This window comes from Ewingella sp. AOP8-B2-18 (assembly GCF_052376015.1).
GTDB lineage: Bacteria > Pseudomonadota > Gammaproteobacteria > Enterobacterales > Enterobacteriaceae > Ewingella > Ewingella allii.
This window is the reverse complement of sequence record NZ_JBQSVB010000002.1, coordinates 241,525-260,590: the sequence shown is the minus strand read 5'-3', so window position 1 is coordinate 260,590 and position 19,066 is coordinate 241,525. Positions and strand designations below refer to the sequence as shown.

Sequence of the window (19,066 nt, the reverse complement as noted above, 5' to 3'; positions counted from 1 at the left end):
TTGAATTTGCCTTAACTCCAATAAGTTATATGCATGATTTAACCCAAATACATTAAAAAATTGTTATCAATACGATAAGAAAAATGAATCGAAACATTTTGAAATATAAGTTTGACGGCGTTATTTTTGTCGTCTACGCCATAGAATTTGACTTTAATTACTTGATGATCAAGAAATTTGACTTAAGAGAGAGTTTTAAGGATGTGCTACATTTTTGCTTAGTTAAGCTTTTTTCATCTTAAAAAAGCATAACTAAAACTTAACGATTGTGTGATCGACACTAAAATTTCACATTTTATTTACACAGCAAAAGCAGACAAATAGGATTATTGGTAGTAACACGATAAAAACTGGGCTGCTAAAATATGCCGCCTGAATTCAAAGGTTCAGTTGCCACCTTGTGTCGGGTATGTGATAAAGCACAGTCCTGTAACGCTTTTTTGTTTTCTTTATCTCAACGGACGTTCGATATCATGCCCAGCCACGACTGCCAACCAGCCTCTGCGCCGTCAGATTCTGCCCCTCTTCCCGGTGTTGCTCAGCAACACGCCACGCGGATCATTTTCTTCTTGTCTGGTTTTGCGATGGCGGCGTGGGCGCCATTGGTGCCTTTTGCCAAATTACGCTTAGATATCAGCGACGGGACGCTGGGTTTGCTGCTGCTGTGCATTGGTGCAGGTTCAACATTTTCCATGCCGTTGACCGGCTTTCTCACCGGTCGTTTAGGCTGTAAAAATGTTATTTTGCTTGCTGCAACAATGCTTTGCCTAGACCTGCCTTTCCTTACTCTGGCCGACGGCGTGGGCACAATGGCATTAGCGCTGCTGGTGTTTGGTGCCGCGATTGGCATGGTGGATGTGGCGATGAACGTGCACGCCGTGGTGGTAGAAAAAGCCAGCGGCCGCGCAATGATGTCGGGTTTTCACGGATTTTTCAGCCTGGGCAGTATTTTTGGCGCGCTGGCGGTGACACTTCTTCTGTACTTCGGACTGACGCCTTTTCAATCAATTTTACTTGTGGTCGCGCTGATGATTGTGGCGCTTATTCCCACCACGCCGCACTTCTGGCAGCACACCCGCAATAGCAGTGACGAACCGATGTTCGTCTTGCCGCGCGGCTGGGTGATTTTCCTTGGTCTGCTGTGCTTTGTGATGTTCATGACCGAAGGCGCCATGCTCGACTGGAGCGCGCTGTTCCTCGCCACCGAGCGCGGCGTCAGTAATCATCAGGCAGGAATTGGCTATGCCGTTTTCTCTGTCGCCATGACGGTGGGCCGCCTGACGGGGGATCGCATTATCAGCATCTTGGGACGGTTCAAGGTCCTGCTGCTGGGCAGCCTGTGCGCCAGCCTCGGCGTTATCCTGCTGGTCAACGTGGAAAGCTTGTGGGCTGCGGGAATTGGATTCATTATGACGGGGTTTGGCGCCTCTAATTTAGTGCCTATAATGTTCAGCGCAGCGGGCAATCAAACCTCCATGCCAGCGAATTTGGCGATTGCTTCTGTGACAACGCTTGGCTATGCCGGTATTCTTGCTGGCCCAGCCTTAATTGGTTTTATTGCTCAACTCAGCAGCTTATCGGTTGCACTAAGTTGCGTAGCCGTCTCGCTGCTGCTGGTTACAGCCAGCGCGCGCGCCGTGACTCGATAATCAAGGAAAAGCGTCACCCCTATGCCAAGTAAATATTTGTCGCTGACGTCGACTAACATTACGCGTTTTTTCTGGTTGTTCATCCTGCTGCTGGCCATGGGCCTGGGGATGTATGGTTATAATTACACCAACGCCTATTTGCGAGATAAAGAGAGAACGCTGCAAACTACGGCAGAATTGATGCAAAAACGCATCGATCACTACCGCTATATGACTTACCAGATTTACGACGACTTCACCGGCACGGCACTGACACCTGAAGCCACCGCCGGGCAGGAAGTGCGTCTGCGTCAGGACATGTACTTCATCAATAAGCCGCATAAAAAAACTGATGCGCTGATTTTTGGTACTCATGACAGCTCAACCCTCGACCTGACTCTCAAGATCTCCTCTTACCTTGACGATCAGTGGGGAGCCAAGAGCCAGCCCTATTCTATGTACTATCTGAATGGCCAGGATAACAGCATGATCCTGATCACCACTCAGCAGCTACAGCAGCAGGATTCGCGCCTTAAAGAGAATTACTTCACTAATACTCTGCAAGCGCGCCGCGCCGAGATGCTCCAGCAGGCCAACACGCTGGATGAGCGCGAGAGTTACTCCAATCTGCGCCATTCGCGTCTGGCGAATGAGGCTTTCTTCTCACTGCGCACCACCTTTAACAACCCCGGCCATTTGGCGACGGTGATTGCTTTTGATCTGCCGATGACGGATCTCATCCCGCTGTCGATGGCGCGCGATAACTTCCAGATAACCAACAGCAGCGACGCCGTCAATGAAGGGGATCCGGAGCAAAGCACCGACACCAGCGGCAGTATTGCGCTGCAGGGTTGGTCGGTGAACTTCGCCGCGCCGCTGAGCAACTCGCCGCTGATCCTGACCTACCACGTGCCGGTGGTCAGCATCATCGTGGATTTGACCCGCAACAACTTCTGGCTGGTGTTGATCAATCTGCTGCTGCTGGCGCTGGCGATGACCGGCATCTACTTTATTCGTCACCAGTACATTCGCCCGAGCGAGAATATGGCGGCTCAGTTGCACACCCAGCAGGCACTCAATCAGGAAATTATCTCCAGCTTGCCGATTGGCTTACTGGTTTATAATTTCAGCAATCACAGCGTGGTGGTGAGCAATAAAATTGCCGACCAGCTGCTGCCGCACCTCAGCCTGAACAAAATTGCCAATATGGCCGAGCAGCACCACGGGGTGATCCAAGCCACTGTGAACAACGAAGTTTATGAAATTCGCATGCTGCGCAGCCAAATCTCGCCAGAGACTTATCTGTTCTTGCTGCATGACCAAGATAAAGAAGTGATGGTAAACAAGACGCTGCAACAGGCGCGCCGCGAGTTCGATAAGAACCTGCAGGCTCGCAAACTGATGCTGCATAACTTGGGTATTGAGCTGAATCAGCCGCTGAATGAGTTGAATGACTTAGTGCAGTCGCTGAGTGAAAGTCAGGACGACCGCGAGCGCCAAACCCTGCACGGCCGCCTGTTGAATGAGTCACGCAACGCGCTAACGCTGGTGGATAACATCACCCTTCTCACCCGCCTTGAGACACAGGACTGGCAGCCGTCGCATCAATCTTATGGCCTTTCGGCGCTGGTCGATGAACTTTTGCTGCAGGCGCTGCCTAAGGTTAATCAAAAGGGATTGATGATCCTCAATCACTACCATCCTGAACCTGATTTAAATTTACTGGGTGATGGTCAGGCCTTGAAGAAGGTGCTGTCGCTGCTGATTGATTACGCCATCGTCACCACCTCGGTGGGCAAAATCACCTTAACCACCGAGCATGATACTGAGCATCCGGGGCAGCTGATTTTCCACATCACTGATACCGGCAGCGGCATCTCTAAGGAAGAGTTGAGTAACCTGAATTATCCGTTCCTGAGTCAAACCATGGTCGATCGCTTTAACCACGGCTCGGGGCTGACCTTCTTCCTGTGCAATCAGTTGTGCAAGAAGCTCGGCGGCCAGTTGGAAATTCGCAGTAAGATTGATATCGGCACGCGCTACACCGTGCGTATCAAGCAGACGCTGGAAGAACAAGAAGATCAGGCAGCAGACGAAAAGCTGCTGGATGACGTGACGTTGCTGCTGGATATCACGTCTGAGGAAGTTCGCGGCATTGTGACGCGCGCGATGAATGCTTACGGTGCAGTGTGTATCGTGGCGGACGAGCGTCAGGTGACGCGCGAGTATGACGTTTTGCTGACAGATAACCCGCAAAACAGTGACAAATATACCCTGCTGCTGACCAGCGATGAAGCCGGTTTCCAGCAGTTGGAGAAGCATTATATCCGCGTCAATTACAACATCAGCAGTGCGCTGATCGACGCAACCCTACTGTTAATCGAACAGCAGTTTGCTGAATCTGATGACAGTATTTCATCCGAAGAACCCGGTGAAGACTCTCTCGAGTTTTATGAAAAACAGCTAAAATCAAGCGATTACTACCAGCTGTTTGTCGAGACAGTACCGGAAGACCTAGATAAACTGTACAATGAAAATGAACGTCGTGATTTTACATCGCTTTCCCAAACCGCGCATCGCCTTAAAGGGGTATTCGCCATGCTGAACTTAACCCCAGGCAAACACCTATGTGAAACGTTAGAACAACATATCGTCGCTGGCGACGTACTGATGATCACTGATAACATTAATCACATTGATTCTTTTGTCTCCAGACTGCTGCAGCAAGGTAGCTAATCACATGAATAATATGAACGTAATTATCGCTGATGACCATCCTATTGTCCTGTTTGGTATTCGTAAGTCACTTGAACAAATTGAATGGGTAAATGTGGTAGGTGAGTTCGAGGATTCTACTGCGCTTATCAATAGCCTGAGCAAATTGGATGCTCATGTTCTGATCACCGACCTGTCTATGCCAGGCGATAAGTACGGTGATGGCATTACGCTTATCAAATACATTAAGCGCCACTACCCACAATTGTCGATTATCGTCCTGACCATGAACAACAACCCGGCTATTCTTAGCTCGGTGTTGGATCTGGACATCGAGGGTATCGTACTAAAACAAGGCGCGCCGACCGACCTGCCAAAAGCACTGGCTGCTTTGCAGAAAGGGAAGAAATTCACGCCGGACAGCGTCGCCAAGTTGCTGGAAAAAATCAGCGCCAATGGCTACGGTGACAAGCGTCTTTCGCCGAAAGAGAGCGAAGTTCTGCGCCTGTTCGCAGAAGGTTTCCTGGTCACTGAGATTGCGAAGAAGCTTAACCGCAGTATCAAAACCATCAGTAGCCAGAAGAAATCCGCCATGCTGAAACTGGGCGTAGAGAACGATATCGCCCTGCTGAACTATCTCTCCTCAGTGAGTTCTCAGCCGGTTGATAAAGAGTAAGTTCAATCAGTAATTGCAGGCTTCACGCACGAAAAAGGCACCCTTGAGGTGCCTTTTTTAATGCCTGTTTACCACTTTCGTGGTGCCCACGCGGGTAGCTAGACCTTAGTGTCGCGCAGTCGGCGTACCGATTTGCTGTAGTAAGCCAGCGTATCGCGCAGGGTTTCCAGCGTAACAGGCTTCGACAGGCAGTTATCCATCCCAGCCTCCAGACAGCGCTGGCGCTGCTCGGCCAAGGCGTTGGCCGTCACGCCAATCACCGGCAAGGTGTAACCCAGCTCGCGCAGTTTCTGCGTCAGGCCATAACCGTCCAGCTTCGGCATGTTAACGTCGCTAAGCACGATATCAATTTGGTGGACGTTCATCGCATCCAGCGCATCCAGACCGTCATTGGCGGTGACCACCTGATAACCCATAGAACTGAGCTGATCGGCCAGCAAACGGCGGTTGATTGGATGGTCATCGACCACCAGCAGGTTGATATCGCTGTTGTCTTGGGTAGTCAGTGCGCCCAGAGCTGGCAGGTTCAACCCGCCCTCTTCCGACTCATCTTCCAACTGATAAATCCGGTTGAGCAACGCCGTCACTTCCAGCGGCGTCGAGGTACTGTGCACCCAGTAGCCCGGGCGCGTTTCCAGCGGCAGTCCAATATGGTCGATGCTAAATTCAATCTGCGCGGCCAGCTCGCCGTTGTACATCAACAGGGTATCGGTGATGAGCACGTCTTCAGCCTGAAGAATGCAGTCAGGCTGCCAGCGCTGGACATTTGCTCCTTGATGGCGCAACAGCTGGGTCAGGTAGCTTTCGAGATGCGCGTTACGGATTTCCAGCCACAGGTTTTTACCCTGCCACGCATCAAGCGGCTTTTCACATGGGAAAGTGGCGTTATATAGCGGAATTCGCACGGTGAACTGGCTACCCAGCCCCGGCGCAGAGTCCACCGATATGTCCCCATCCATCAGGTTAATCAGCTTCTCACAGATAGCCAGCCCTAACCCGGTCCCTTGGAAGTGGCGCTGCACGCCGCTGCCCACTTGGAAGAATGGGTCAAACAGGCGGGTGATTTCGCGCTCCGGAATACCACATCCGGTATCGCGAACTTGGAACTCCATATAGTTACCACAGGTGCGTGCATGCAGCACGATACAGCCGGTGTCGGTGAATTTAATCGCGTTATTGAGGATGTTCGACAATACCTGCTGCAAGCGAACCGGGTCACCCAAGAACGACATCGGCACGTTGTGTTCGATAAAGCAGTACAGCCCAAGGTGCTTCTTCACCACCAGCGGCAGGTAGTTACCGGCAATATGGGTGATCACTTCGCGGCAAGAGAACTCCTGCGGCTCAATTTTCAGCTGTTCGGACTCAATCTTCGAGAAATCGAGGATATCGCTGATGATTTTCAGCAGCAGCGCCGACGAGTTATTCATCGCGGTAACCAGACGATCCACCCCCTGCGGCAGGCCCTGAGTTTGCAGCAAATCGAGATTACCGATGATGCCGTAAAGCGGCGTACGCAATTCATGACTGACGGTGGCCAAGAACATCGATTTCGACTGGCTGGCCTGCTCGGCGGCATTGGCCATCTCCTGCAATGACTCTTCCATTCTGACGCGCGCACTGACGTCAATCAGCACGCAAATCGCCACGTCTTCATTGCGATAGCGCGAGTGAACAAAGCTCAGCTGAATATTGTTGTTGTCTTTGGTTATCACATCAACAAAGTTGACCTGCTGGTCGCAGATGATGCGCGTAATGCGCTGGCGGTCTTCCGCTGTCAGCATGTTGATGTAGTTATGCGCCAGTTCGTTACTGAGGATATTCACGCCATCGCTGATGCGCAGGATGGAAATCCCCACCGGCGCCGAGGCGACAATCTTGTGGTTAAATTGCTCGTGCTCTTCAAGTCGGAAGGCGTTTTGCTCGGCCGGCAAGAAGATTTTGCGCTCGAACACCCACGCCAGAATAAACAGCAGCAAGGCTGAGAAAATATTCAGCAGCACGGCGTTAAAGATAAGAATTTTGAAGCGTTCAATCACCGTGTTAAACGGCATTGAGTAGACCACGCTGAGGCTCGACGGCGATAAAGACTTCTTATATACCAAGTCGTTATAGCCGTTCATGTAGCCGAAATAGGTCGATTCTGCTGGGAATGCGCCAGTCGCAGGACTTCGCCCGCCCTCGGAGAAGCTCAGTAAAGGTTCGTTGTCGGCATCCAAAATCGTCACACCGGTGTGCAGCGATGAGGCCGTGACCATATCTTCCTGACGCAGCGTTTGCTGGATGCCCATCAGCGCTTCCAGCTTGTTCCCGACATAAATAGGTGTCAGAACATAGAGATAGCCCAATTCTTTATTGGGGCCGGACGACACCCAGTACAGGCTGTTCTCTTTATCTTGATTCTTGCCATTGCGGTACTTGAGGATCTTCTCATGCAGCGACTTCAGCACACTGCTGTTATCACGCTCGATTGGCTGGCTGTTCAAGCCGAAGTCGACCATGCACAGGCTTTCGCCGCCGATGAAAAATACGCGATTCAAATCATAGGCATCGGAAAAATTGTCTTTCCAATAGTGGATCATGTTGCCGAGCGAATTGAGCGAATTGCGGTAGCTGTCGTTGAGCTGCCCGCAATCTGATTCTGAATAGAGCGGATGATAGGTCGGCTGGACATTTTTACTGCTGATGACGCCGTTGATAATGTCGAGGCCGTTCATCGAATCGCTGAGGCGTTTTTCGGCCATGTATTTGATATCCCGCATAATGTCGGCGGAATTCTTAATGTAACTCTGGGCCTGATCGTAATTGAGGTTGTCCTCATCACGGATTTCCGACTCTTTATTGTGGAAGATGTTCAGGACGTAAAATGTCGTCAGCAACGCGCCCAGCGACCACAGCATAAACGCCAGTACCCTGAACAGGTAACGGGAGATGCGCAGCGTTGTTCTAAAGGAGGTTAAATATTTCAAAGGACTACCATCGACATTGCGGAGTCACCACAGGGCGGAAAACGACAGTTAGAATACACTATTGTCGCAGAGACTAAAAAGGGCACAACCCAAATAGGATGTGCCCTTCTGTAGCGTTTCAAAGCGACTGAAACTTACTCTTTTTCAGCGTCTTCGTCGTCAGCGTCAACATCATCTTCGACAGCTTCGTCGTCCGATTCTGTTTCATCTGGCAACTCAGCTTCCTGAGCAGCTTCCAGCTCACCTTCAACCGTTGCTACGCCATCCAACTCTTCGTCTTCAACTGGCTCGGCAACGCGTTGCAGACCAACCACGTTCTCATCTTCTGCGGTACGGATAAGCGTCACACCCTGGGTGTTACGGCCTACGGTACTCACTTCAGAAACGCGAGTACGCACCAGCGTGCCTGCATCGGTGATCATCATGATCTGGTCCGCTTCATCAACCTGAATCGCGCCAACAACTGGACCATTACGCTCGCTCACTTTGATGGAGATAACGCCCTGTGTTGCACGAGACTTAGTTGGGTACTGAGCAGACTCGGTACGCTTACCGAAACCATTCTGCGTTACGGTCAGGATACAACCGTCGCCGCGTGGAATGATCAGGGAAACAACGCTATCACCTTCGCCCAGACGAATACCGCGAACACCGGTCGCGGTACGGCCCATCTTACGCACGGCTTCTTCAGAGAAGCGCACCACTTTACCGGCCGCAGAGAACAGCATGACTTCATCTTTACCGTCAGTCAGGTCAACACCAATCAGCTCATCACCCTCGTTAAGGTTGATGGCGATGATGCCAGCGCTGCGTGGGCGGCTGAAATCAGTCAAAGCAGTTTTCTTCACGGTACCGCTGGCAGTTGCCATGAACACGTGACGCCCTTCTTCGTACTCGCGCACTGGAAGGATGGCGGTAATGCGCTCGTTCGGCTCAAGCGGCAACAAGTTGACGATTGGACGACCACGCGCACCACGGCTGGCTTCTGGCAATTGGTACACTTTCATCCAGTACAGACGACCACGGCTGGAGAACATCAGGATCGTGTCGTGTGTATTGGCGACCAGCAGGCGGTCGATGAAATCTTCTTCTTTAATACGTGCAGCAGACTTACCTTTACCACCGCGGCGTTGCGCTTCGTAGTCGGTCAGAGGCTGGTACTTCACATAGCCCTGATGCGACAGCGTCACTACAACGTCTTCCTGATTGATCAGGTCTTCGATGTTGATGTCGGAGGTATTAGCCGTGATTTCAGTACGACGCGGATCGTTGTACTGGTCACGAATCGCTTCCAGCTCTTCACGGATAACTTCCATCAGGCGATCTGGATTTTCCAGAATCAGGATCAGTTCCGCGATTTGCGTCAGCAAGTCTTTGTATTCATCCAGCAGTTTTTCGTGCTCAAGGCCGGTCAGTTTCTGCAAACGCAGATCCAGAATGGCTTGGGCTTGCTGCTCGGTCAGGAAGTATTTCCCGTCGTGAATACCAAATTCTGGCTCCAGCCACTCAGGGCGCGCTGCGTCGTCACCGGCACTTGCCAGCATCGCTGCGACGTTACCCAGATCCCATGAACGGGCAATCAATCCGGCTTTGGCTTCCGCAGGAGACTGGGCTGCGCGGATCAGTTCAATGATAGGATCGATGTTAGCCAGAGCGATGGCCAGTGCTTCGAGGATATGAGCACGGTCACGCGCTTTGCGCAGTTCGAAAATGGTACGGCGCGTCACCACTTCGCGGCGGTGGCGCACAAACGCGGACAGGATCTCTTTCAGGCCCAGAATCTTTGGCTGGCCCTGATGCAGAGCAACCATGTTGATACCGAAAGAAGTCTGCAGCTGCGTCAGAGAGTAGAGGTTGTTCAGAACCACTTCACCGACCGCATCGCGTTTGATTTCAATCACAATGCGCATGCCGTCTTTGTCAGACTCGTCGCGCAGTGCACTGATACCTTCAAGACGTTTTTCCTTCACCAGCTCGGCGATCTTTTCGATCAGACGGGCTTTGTTCACCTGATAAGGGATCTCGTGAACGATGATGGTTTCGCGACCGGTTTTGGCGTCAGCTTCCACTTCCGCGCGGGCACGAATTAGGATCTTGCCACGGCCGGTGCGATAGGCTTCTTCAATACCACGGCGACCATTGATGATGGCGGCGGTAGGGAAGTCAGGCCCTGGGATGTGTTCCATCAGCCCTTCAATGCTGATGTTTTCATCGTCGATATACGCCAGACAGCCGTTGATAACCTCGGTGAGGTTATGTGGCGGGATATTGGTCGCCATACCTACTGCGATACCTGACGCACCGTTAACCAACAGGTTAGGGATACGCGTCGGCATGACCGCAGGGATCTGCTCGGTACCATCGTAGTTCGGCACGAAGTCGACGGTTTCTTTTTCAAGGTCTGCCAACAGTTCGTGGGCAATTTTTGACATGCGAATTTCGGTATAACGCATGGCTGCAGCGGAGTCGCCGTCTACCGAACCAAAGTTACCCTGCCCGTCCACCAGCATATAGCGAAGTGAAAAAGGCTGAGCCATACGAACGATGGTGTCATAGACCGCGGTATCACCATGTGGGTGATATTTACCGATAACGTCACCGACCACACGGGCCGATTTCTTATAGGCTTTATTCCAGTCGTTACCCAGAACGTTCATTGCGAAAAGTACGCGGCGGTGCACCGGTTTCAAACCATCGCGCACATCTGGCAACGCACGCCCGACGATAACGGACATGGCGTAATCCAGGTAAGAGTTTTTCAACTCTTCTTCGATGTTTATCGGTGTGATTTCTCTGGCAAGGTCGCTCATGGAGCTGCTATCCCTCTACTGATTATTCATTGCCGGTGCCTGTATAGGCAAAGGTGTAAAACTATACCACAAAGCTGAGATCTGTGGAAAAGAACCTCCCTATTTCGCGCTATTTTAAATCCAAATTGTCGGCCTGATTCAAACCTTTGGCGCTGTTCCCTCTTCTTTGCACGGCAAACGCCAGCATTTCGCGCAAAGATTCGCCACACAGACAAAACTGAACCTCGGGGGAGGAATATGTATAATCCGCCCTATCAAGCTATAGGGAGTTCATCACGCTCATGAATACAGCATCGACTAATAACACGCAGAATATCGACCACGACGAAATCGCCAAGTTTGAAGCCGTGGCTTCGCGCTGGTGGGATTTGGAAGGCGAATTCAAGCCGCTGCATCGCATTAACCCACTGCGCCTTAACTATATCCTCGAACGCGCCGACGGCCTGTTTGAGAAAAACGTCCTCGACGTCGGCTGCGGCGGCGGCATCCTGAGTGAAAGCATGGCCGTCGCGGGTGCGCATGTAACGGGTCTGGATATGGGCGGTGAGCCTCTGCAGGTTGCTCGTTTGCACGCGTTAGAGAGCGGCGTCAATGTCAGTTATGTTCAGGAAACGGTAGAAGCCCACGCCGAAGCCAACCCACAAAAGTATGATGTGGTGACCTGCATGGAGATGCTCGAGCACGTCCCTGACCCGGCCTCGGTAGTGGCTGCCTGTGCCCGCCTGGTTAAACCAGGTGGCCACGTGTTCTTCTCCACCATTAACCGCAACAACAAAGCCTGGTTAATGGCTATTTTCGGCGCTGAATATGTTCTGAAAATGGTTCCAAAAGGCACGCACGACATTAAGAAATTCATCAAACCGTCCGAGCTGCTGGCGATGGTTGATCGCACTGATTTGGTCGAGCGCGGCATCATGGGCCTGCACTACAACCCGCTAACCGACCATTTCAAACTCGGCAAAAACGTTGATGTGAACTACATGATCCACACCCAAGCCCTGGCCGATGAGAAAAAATAAAGCACAGGTTTAGCCCTGTTGCTGGTATTAACGCGCAGAAAAAGGTTTTTAAACCAGATTCTGCGCTTGTAACAAACAGTAAAATCTTAGTTTTTAGCAGTTTGGCGAGAAGTCTGTTAGCTACATCTTTTTTTAGAATAGTTAGCAACACTAATATAGCGTTTTTTTCTAATGTTTAAGAAATCGGCAGTCGATCAAGTTTTCAAAAAATATAAGAAAATCGTATTGTAGATATTGACAGTTTAACCGCCCCAGCAACCACGTACACTCCAGCCCCACCCTGATAAATTCTCCCCAACTTATCCACAAAAATGGCCATTTTGTTCACTTGCAAAAGGCACATCCAACCACTATCTTGTCATCAGAAATTAACAAACCCACAATATATAGTGTTTATATCCTGAGCAGCACACAATGCGCAGATTAGACAGATTTCGCTGGGAATCTGCGTTTCGTCAGGCCCTTTATAAACCTCTAAGGTACAGCCCCTAATGAATCAGAGTCTTCTTGTTACTAAACGCGATGGCCGTAAAGAACGCATCAACCTTGATAAAATTCACCGAGTCATCGACTGGGCTGCCGAAGGGCTTCAAAACGTCTCTGTTTCGCAAGTAGAACTCCGTTCCCACATCCAGTTTTACGATGGGATTAAAACCGGCGACATCCACGAAACCATCATTAAAGCGGCTGCGGACCTGATCTCTAAAGATGCCCCGGATTATCAATATCTGGCTGCGCGTCTGGCGGTGTTCCATCTGCGTAAAAAAGCTTACGGCCAATTTGAGCCGCCAAAACTTATCGATCAGGTTAATCGTATGGTCGATATGGGTAAATATGACAAACATCTGCTGGAAGACTACACGGCTGAAGAGTTCGAGCAGATGGACAGTTTTATTGACCACTGGCGTGATATGAATTTCTCCTATGCCGCGGTGAAGCAGCTGGAAGGTAAATACCTGGCGCAAAACCGCGTGACGGGCGAAATTTATGAAAGTGCCCAGTTCCTCTATATTCTGGTCGCCGCCTGCCTGTTCTCTGGCTACCCGCGCGATACCCGTCTGGATTACGTTAAACGTTTCTATGACGCCATTTCGACCTTCAAAATCTCGCTGCCAACGCCAATCATGTCCGGCGTGCGTACCCCTACGCGCCAGTTCAGCTCTTGCGTGCTGATCGAATGTGGCGACAGCCTCGACTCTATCAACGCCACCTCCAGCGCCATTGTGAAATATGTTTCTCAGCGCGCAGGTATCGGGATCAACGCCGGTCGCATTCGTGCGCTGGGTAGCCCAATTCGCGGCGGCGAAGCTTTCCACACCGGCTGTATTCCTTTCTATAAGCACTTCCAGACCGCGGTGAAGTCCTGCTCTCAGGGCGGCGTGCGTGGTGGTGCTGCCACCCTGTTCTACCCAATGTGGCACTTGGAAGTTGAAAGCCTGTTGGTGCTGAAAAACAACCGTGGCGTCGAAGGCAACCGCGTTCGCCACATGGACTACGGCGTACAGATCAACAAGCTGATGTATCAGCGTCTGGTGAAAGGCGGCGACATCACCCTGTTCAGCCCGTCTGACGTCCCTGGCCTGTACGATGCGTTCTTCGCGGACCAAGACGAATTCGAGCGTCTGTACGAAAAATACGAGCAAGACGACAGCATCCGTAAGCAGAAAGTGAAAGCGGTTGAGCTGTTCTCTCTGATGATGCAAGAGCGCGCCTCCACTGGCCGTATCTACATTCAGCACGTTGACCACTGCAACACCCACAGCCCGTTTGACCCGGCTATCGCGCCAGTTCGCCAGTCCAACCTGTGTCTGGAAATCGCCCTGCCAACCAAGCCGCTGGACGATGTTAACGATGAAAACGGTGAAATCGCGCTCTGTACGCTGTCTGCCTTCAACCTCGGCGCAATTAACAGCCTAGACGATTTGGAAGAGCTGGCAACGCTGGCGGTTCGTGCCCTCGACGCCCTGCTCGACTATCAGGATTACCCAATCAAAGCCGCAAACCGTGGCGCGATGGGCCGCCGTACTCTGGGTATTGGCGTCATTAACTTCGCTTACTATCTGGCGAAGAACGGCGTGCGCTACTCCGACGGCAGTGCGAACAACCTGACGCACAAAACCTTCGAAGCCATTCAGTACTACCTGCTGAAAGCCTCTAACAATTTGGCGAAAGAGCAAGGTGCCTGCCCGTGGTTCAACGAAACCACTTATGCACAGGGCATCATGCCTATCGATACCTATAAAAAGGATCTCGATGCCATTTGTAATGAGCCACTGCACTTAGACTGGGACGCGCTGCGTAAAGACATTCAAGAGCACGGCCTGCGTAACTCCACGCTGTCTGCCCTGATGCCGTCTGAGACTTCTTCGCAAATCTCTAACGCCACCAACGGCATTGAGCCACCACGCGGCCACATCAGCATCAAAGCGTCGAAAGACGGGATTCTGCGTCAGGTTGTTCCTGAGTACGAAACCCTGAAAGACCAGTATGAGCTGCTGTGGGATATGCCGAACAACGACGGCTACCTGCAATTGGTGGGTCTGATGCAGAAATTTATCGACCAGGCGATTTCGTCTAACACCAACTACGACCCGGCGCGCTTCCCGAACAGCAAAGTGCCAATGAAACAGTTGCTGAAAGACCTGCTGACCGCCTATAAGTTCGGCGTGAAAACCCTGTACTACCAGAACACCCGTGACGGTGCTGACGACGTGCAGGAAGACATGAAAGCCGAAGCTGCGGACGATTGTGAAAGCGGCGCCTGCAAAATCTAATTGTCTGTTTTTAATTAAATAATTTATATAAAACCCCCGTCAGGGGGTTTTTACTGAGAATTCAGAGGACGTTATGGCCTATAGCACTTTCTCCCAGAACAAAAACAACCAACTTCTTGAGCCGATGTTCTTCGGTCAGTCTGTTAACGTCGCGCGTTTCGACCAGCAGAAGCATGAGATTTTTGAAAAGCTGATCGAAAAGCAGCTCTCCTTCTTCTGGCGTCCTGAAGAGATTGACGTTTCTCGCGACCGTATCGACTTTCAGGCGCTGCCAGAGCACGAGAAGCACATTTTCCTCAGCAACCTGAAATACCAGACCCTGCTGGACTCCATTCAAGGCCGCAGCCCGAACGTTGCGCTGCTGCCACTGATCTCTATTCCGGAACTGGAAACTTGGGTTGAAACCTGGGCGTTCTCTGAAACCATCCACTCGCGCTCTTACACCCACATCATCCGTAACATCGTGAATGATCCGGCGCTGGTGTTTGACGACATCGTCACCAACGAAGAGATCCTCAAGCGCGCCAAAGACATCTCTGGCTACTACGACACGCTGATTGAAATGACCAGCTACTACCACCTGCTGGGCGAAGGTACGCATCAGGTCAACGGTAAAACCGTGGTCGTCAACCTGCGTGAGTTGAAGAAGAAACTCTACGTCTGCCTGATGAGCGTCAACGCGCTGGAAGCCGTGCGTTTCTACGTCAGCTTCGCCTGCTCCTTCGCCTTCGCCGAGCGCGAACTGATGGAAGGTAACGCAAAAATCATCAAGATGATCGCCCGTGACGAAGCCCTGCACCTGACCGGTACTCAGCACGCGCTGAACCTGCTGCGCTCTGGTACTGATGACCCAGAAATGGCAGAAATCGCCAAAGAGTGCGAGCAAGAGTGCCACGACCTGTTCGTGCTGGCCGCGCAACAAGAGAAAGATTGGGCAGAATATCTGTTCCGCGACGGCTCTATGATTGGCCTGAACAAAGACATTCTGTGCCAGTACGTCGAGTACATCACCAACATCCGTATGCAAGCGGTTGGCCTGACTGCGCCATTCAAAACGCGCACTAACCCAATCCCATGGATCAACGCATGGCTGGTGTCTGACAACGTGCAGGTTGCGCCACAAGAAGTAGAAGTCAGCTCCTATCTGGTCGGTCAGATTGATTCAGAAATGAATGCTGACGATTTGAGCGATTTCGAGTTCTAAGATGAGTCAGCCAACCGTAACGCTTTCAGCCAACGGTAAGCGGCTGGCCTGTCTGGCCGGCCACAAAAACCTGCTGGAAGTGTTCGAGCATCACGAAGTGCAAGTGGAATACCAATGCAGGGAAGGCTACTGCGGCTCCTGCCGCATGCGGCTGGTCAGCGGTGAAGTCACCTACAGTGAGAAACCCCTGGCATTCCTGCTGGAAGGCGACGTCCTGCCCTGTTGTTGCCTGCCGGTGGGGGACGTCGAACTGGAGTTTTGATGTGGAGGTTGCGGCCCCACTTGGCCGCTTTAAATTCAACTTCAACTTCAACTTCAACTTCAACTTCAACTTCAAAACCGTGGGCTCGCCGCCCACACTGGCCTTTAAGGTCAAAACCGTGCGCTGCCGCCACACCGGCCTTAAGGGGCGCCTATCGCCGCGCCCCTCAAGACTCCCCGGCTCTTCACTGCGCGCTCCGCTGGTTGGGCGGACGTGTTTCAGGTACACCTGTTCTCCACCGCAAAATGTCGCCGCTTAGGCGGTGCCTTCGCCACGGGATTCGAGCCTTGGGTCTCGAACCTCTCGCTCAGCGCCATTTTTGACTGCGGTTTTGAGGCATCTCGGCCGTGCCGTTTCAGTGAGGTTTGTCTTGCACCCTCCCAGCCTCCCCTTATCAGGGGGAGGAGCAAACCCAAACCAACTGAAACGGTATGGTGTAAATGCCAGTAGGTCGCGTTCAGAAGTGACGCCGAGGGAGTGGTTCGAGACCAAAGGCTCGAGACCCGAACTGAGGGAACCGCCTAAGCGGCGGCACTTCGCGGCGATCACCAAGGCTGCTGAAACACGTCCATTCCAACCCTGCGAAGCCTCGCTCTTCCAGCGGCAAAAAGCCCGGGGGTCAAGGGGGCGGCGGCGACTGGCCGCCCCCTTGCCGGTGTGGGCCGGTGCCCACGGTTTTGAATTTAAAGATTTAAAAGCGGGCATTGGGCAGCCTGCCCAAAAAACTACGCCTTAGCCACACGCTCCAACCACGGGTAGTCCGCCACCGGATCCCAGCCATTCAGATACCGCCGCAGCATATCCATTGCGACCATCGCGATAGTCTCTTGGCGCAGTGCTAAAGCATGGCGGCTGGCGGTATAGCGGATGGTGAGGCCACTGGTGCCAGCCGGGGTGTGCAGGGCGAGACTCAGCTCCTCGCCGGACATGGCGCCGACGGCTAAAGCCAGCTGAACCTGATTCTTCTCAGCCAGTTGCTGGGCGCGGGCCAGAATGCTCTCCAAAGATTTCTCCGGGGCCGGTTCGGCATCATCAGGCAACAACTCACCCGCCGCCAGTGGCACGTCGGCGCTTTGCAGACGCCAGTTGAGCAGGCCGCCGGTGAAGCTCTCGCTGACCGAAAGACGCAAGCCCTGCTCCAGCAAATGCTCGGCAAGACGCGCCGGCAGGCCGCCAAAACCTTCGAAAATAGTGCTTTCACCCGCCACTTCGCGCACGCGCTCGAAAGCCTTGTGCATCGCCGCTTCTTGCGAACGCGGGCCGGTGACTTTCAGCTCGATGATTGGCGAAGAAGAGCGATAGCCCAGGGTGACACCCTCCGGCAGCACCATCTGATCTAGCTCATTGGCAAGGTCACTTTCACCACGGCCAAAGGTGGTCAAACGCAGACACAGCGGGGCTTCCAGCGATGGGTGCTTCTTGTGTAAACGCGGAACGATTTGCTGCTCCACCATCACTTTGAATTCGGAGGGTACGCCGGGGGTGAAGAAAATCTGACAGCGGTTCAACGTCAGGCTGAATCCACAGGCGGTGCCTACGGGGTTATCCAGCACTTCGGCGTTGGCGGGAATTTGCGCCTGCTTGCGGTTGGACACCGCCATTGGGCGTCCGCGCTGCGCGAAGAAAGCTTCCATGGTGGCAATCCAGTCGGCATCCTCCACCAGCTCGACCCCACAGGCGATAGCCGCCGCCTGTGCGCTTAAATCATCACTGGTCGGCCCCAGACCGCCGTTGACGATCAGCACGTCGGCGATGTGGCTACGCTCTTTCAACACACTCACCAGCTCATCCAGACTATCGCCAACCGTTTCGCGACTGGTCATCGGCAACCCCTGCTCGAACAGATAGTTCGCCAGCCACGCCGCGTTGCTATCTACTATTTGCCCATGCAGCACTTCTTCGCCCGTACTGAGCATCTCGACCCTAAGCATTCTTTTCTCCTCTTATTTGTCCTTCCACTGTAGAAAGCCTGAAGCCGAAAAACAATTGCCGGGGCACAAAGTGATATTCCAAACGAAAAAAGCCTGCTATGTGCAGGCTTTTAAATTTAAAGCTGGATATCCCTAAAGATTTCGCTCTGTAACAAGGCGGCAACTGAGCAAATCCCCAGAAGCTTACATCAGTAAGTGACTTGGGTGCGCGAAGGCAGCCAACGCAGTTACAGTGCGAAAGGTAACGGGATATTATAGCCCTAAAGATTTCATGCTGTAGCAAGGCGGCAAGGGAGCCGAGTGCCCGGGAGCTTACATCAGTAAGTGACCGGGTCGAGCGAACGCAGCCAACACAGCTACAGCATGAAAGATGACGGGATATTAGAAGTTAACAGCACCGCCGAGGTAAGCCCCATCCGCCAGGATGTTGTCACGCTTACCGTCTTTATTATCCAGCGCCAGATAGCGGTAACCCACGCTTACCGTCACCAGAGGGATGGCGGTCAAACGAATACCGGCGTCGCCTTCTTTGTAGTTAGAGATGCCGCTAGACAGGGAATCTGGAGAGTAGTAGTAGCTGCCGTACAGGCTGAACAGGCTACCTACTGGCAGCTGCAAGCCACCGCCGACTGCCGCCGCGTAACCTTCGTCGCCCTGTTTAGGATTGGTATACAAACCTTTGCCGCCAACGGTCGCCATGAATGGACCCAGTGGGATGTTGTAACCCAGACCCAGACCAGCTACGTCGCCGTCATCGTCGTTGTGGGTCCAATCGCCGCTCAGCGCGATACCCGGAGTGGTGGTACCGAGGCCCACACCGAAATTGGTGTAATGTTCGCCAATTTCACCGTTGACACTGATGGCGCTGGCAGAGGCCGCGACCAACATCAAACTGGCAGCAGCGCCAGCGACTAAAAGTTTTTTCATTTTCATTCCCGAATGTTCATTAAACGACAGATAAACCATCCCGCGAAGTCTAAAGCAAATCAGCGTCATGCAACAACCTTGAATGTTTTAAACCTCCGTTTTAAATAAAAAAAAAATGTAAGAAATAGCCACAAAGTTTATGTGCGTAACG

General features: G+C 52.3%; 11 protein-coding genes. 7 read left to right on the top strand and 4 right to left on the bottom strand.

Features of this window, described 5'->3' with window-relative positions; genetic code table 11:
- The first annotated feature begins 473 nt into the window (after positions 1–473).
- From ACT3RR_RS05475 to rcsB, 3 genes are read left to right on the top strand one after another with little or no spacing between them, the layout of a single operon-like run.
- On the top strand, positions 474–1,649 hold the full coding sequence (locus ACT3RR_RS05475) for an MFS transporter (protein WP_353502747.1): 1,176 nt from the start codon (positions 474–476) through the stop codon (positions 1,647–1,649).
- A 21-nt stretch (positions 1,650–1,670) separates the two neighbouring features.
- Positions 1,671–4,364, top strand: a complete 2,694-nt coding sequence (gene rcsD, locus ACT3RR_RS05470) for a phosphotransferase RcsD (protein WP_353502748.1) — start codon at positions 1,671–1,673, stop codon at positions 4,362–4,364.
- A 4-nt stretch (positions 4,365–4,368) separates the two neighbouring features.
- A complete protein-coding gene (gene rcsB, locus ACT3RR_RS05465) occupies positions 4,369–5,019 on the top strand; it encodes a response regulator transcription factor RcsB (RefSeq protein ID WP_034791695.1) in 651 nt (216 codons plus the stop codon).
- Between the two features lie 98 nt (positions 5,020–5,117).
- Here the strand turns inward: rcsB and rcsC are convergent, their stop codons facing one another.
- Positions 5,118–7,988: a two-component system sensor histidine kinase RcsC gene (gene rcsC / locus ACT3RR_RS05460; RefSeq protein WP_496199899.1), complete on the bottom strand. Its 2,871-nt coding sequence runs from the start codon at positions 7,986–7,988 to the stop codon at positions 5,118–5,120.
- 134 nt (positions 7,989–8,122) lie between these two features.
- Positions 8,123–10,798 (bottom strand): DNA topoisomerase (ATP-hydrolyzing) subunit A, encoded by a 2,676-nt coding sequence (gyrA, locus tag ACT3RR_RS05455; RefSeq protein WP_353502750.1) that lies wholly within the window; start codon positions 10,796–10,798, stop codon positions 8,123–8,125.
- Between the two features lie 281 nt (positions 10,799–11,079).
- Here gyrA and ubiG point away from each other — a divergent pair, with 281 nt between their 5' ends.
- The 4 genes from ubiG (at position 11,080) to yfaE (ending at position 16,057) form a co-directional block, all read left to right on the top strand.
- Positions 11,080–11,817 (top strand): bifunctional 2-polyprenyl-6-hydroxyphenol methylase/3-demethylubiquinol 3-O-methyltransferase UbiG, encoded by a 738-nt coding sequence (gene ubiG, locus ACT3RR_RS05450; RefSeq protein ID WP_353502751.1) that lies wholly within the window; start codon positions 11,080–11,082, stop codon positions 11,815–11,817.
- A 491-nt stretch (positions 11,818–12,308) separates the two neighbouring features.
- Entirely contained in the window at positions 12,309–14,591 is a 2,283-nt protein-coding gene (nrdA, locus tag ACT3RR_RS05445; protein ID WP_353502752.1) for a class 1a ribonucleoside-diphosphate reductase subunit alpha, read from the top strand.
- A gap of 73 nt (positions 14,592–14,664) precedes the next feature.
- Positions 14,665–15,795 (top strand): class Ia ribonucleoside-diphosphate reductase subunit beta, encoded by a 1,131-nt coding sequence (gene nrdB, locus ACT3RR_RS05440; protein ID WP_100935749.1) that lies wholly within the window; start codon positions 14,665–14,667, stop codon positions 15,793–15,795.
- Between the two features lies 1 nt (position 15,796).
- On the top strand, positions 15,797–16,057 hold the full coding sequence (yfaE, locus tag ACT3RR_RS05435; protein WP_353502753.1) for a class I ribonucleotide reductase maintenance protein YfaE: 261 nt from the start codon (positions 15,797–15,799) through the stop codon (positions 16,055–16,057).
- A gap of 725 nt (positions 16,058–16,782) precedes the next feature.
- Here yfaE and ACT3RR_RS05430 read toward each other — a convergent pair.
- A complete protein-coding gene (locus ACT3RR_RS05430) occupies positions 16,783–17,988 on the bottom strand; it encodes a nicotinamide mononucleotide deamidase-related protein YfaY (RefSeq protein ID WP_486033023.1) in 1,206 nt (401 codons plus the stop codon).
- A gap of 381 nt (positions 17,989–18,369) precedes the next feature.
- Positions 18,370–18,915: a YfaZ family outer membrane protein gene (locus tag ACT3RR_RS05425; RefSeq protein ID WP_353502755.1), complete on the bottom strand. Its 546-nt coding sequence runs from the start codon at positions 18,913–18,915 to the stop codon at positions 18,370–18,372.
- Between the last annotated feature and the right edge of the window lie 151 nt (positions 18,916–19,066).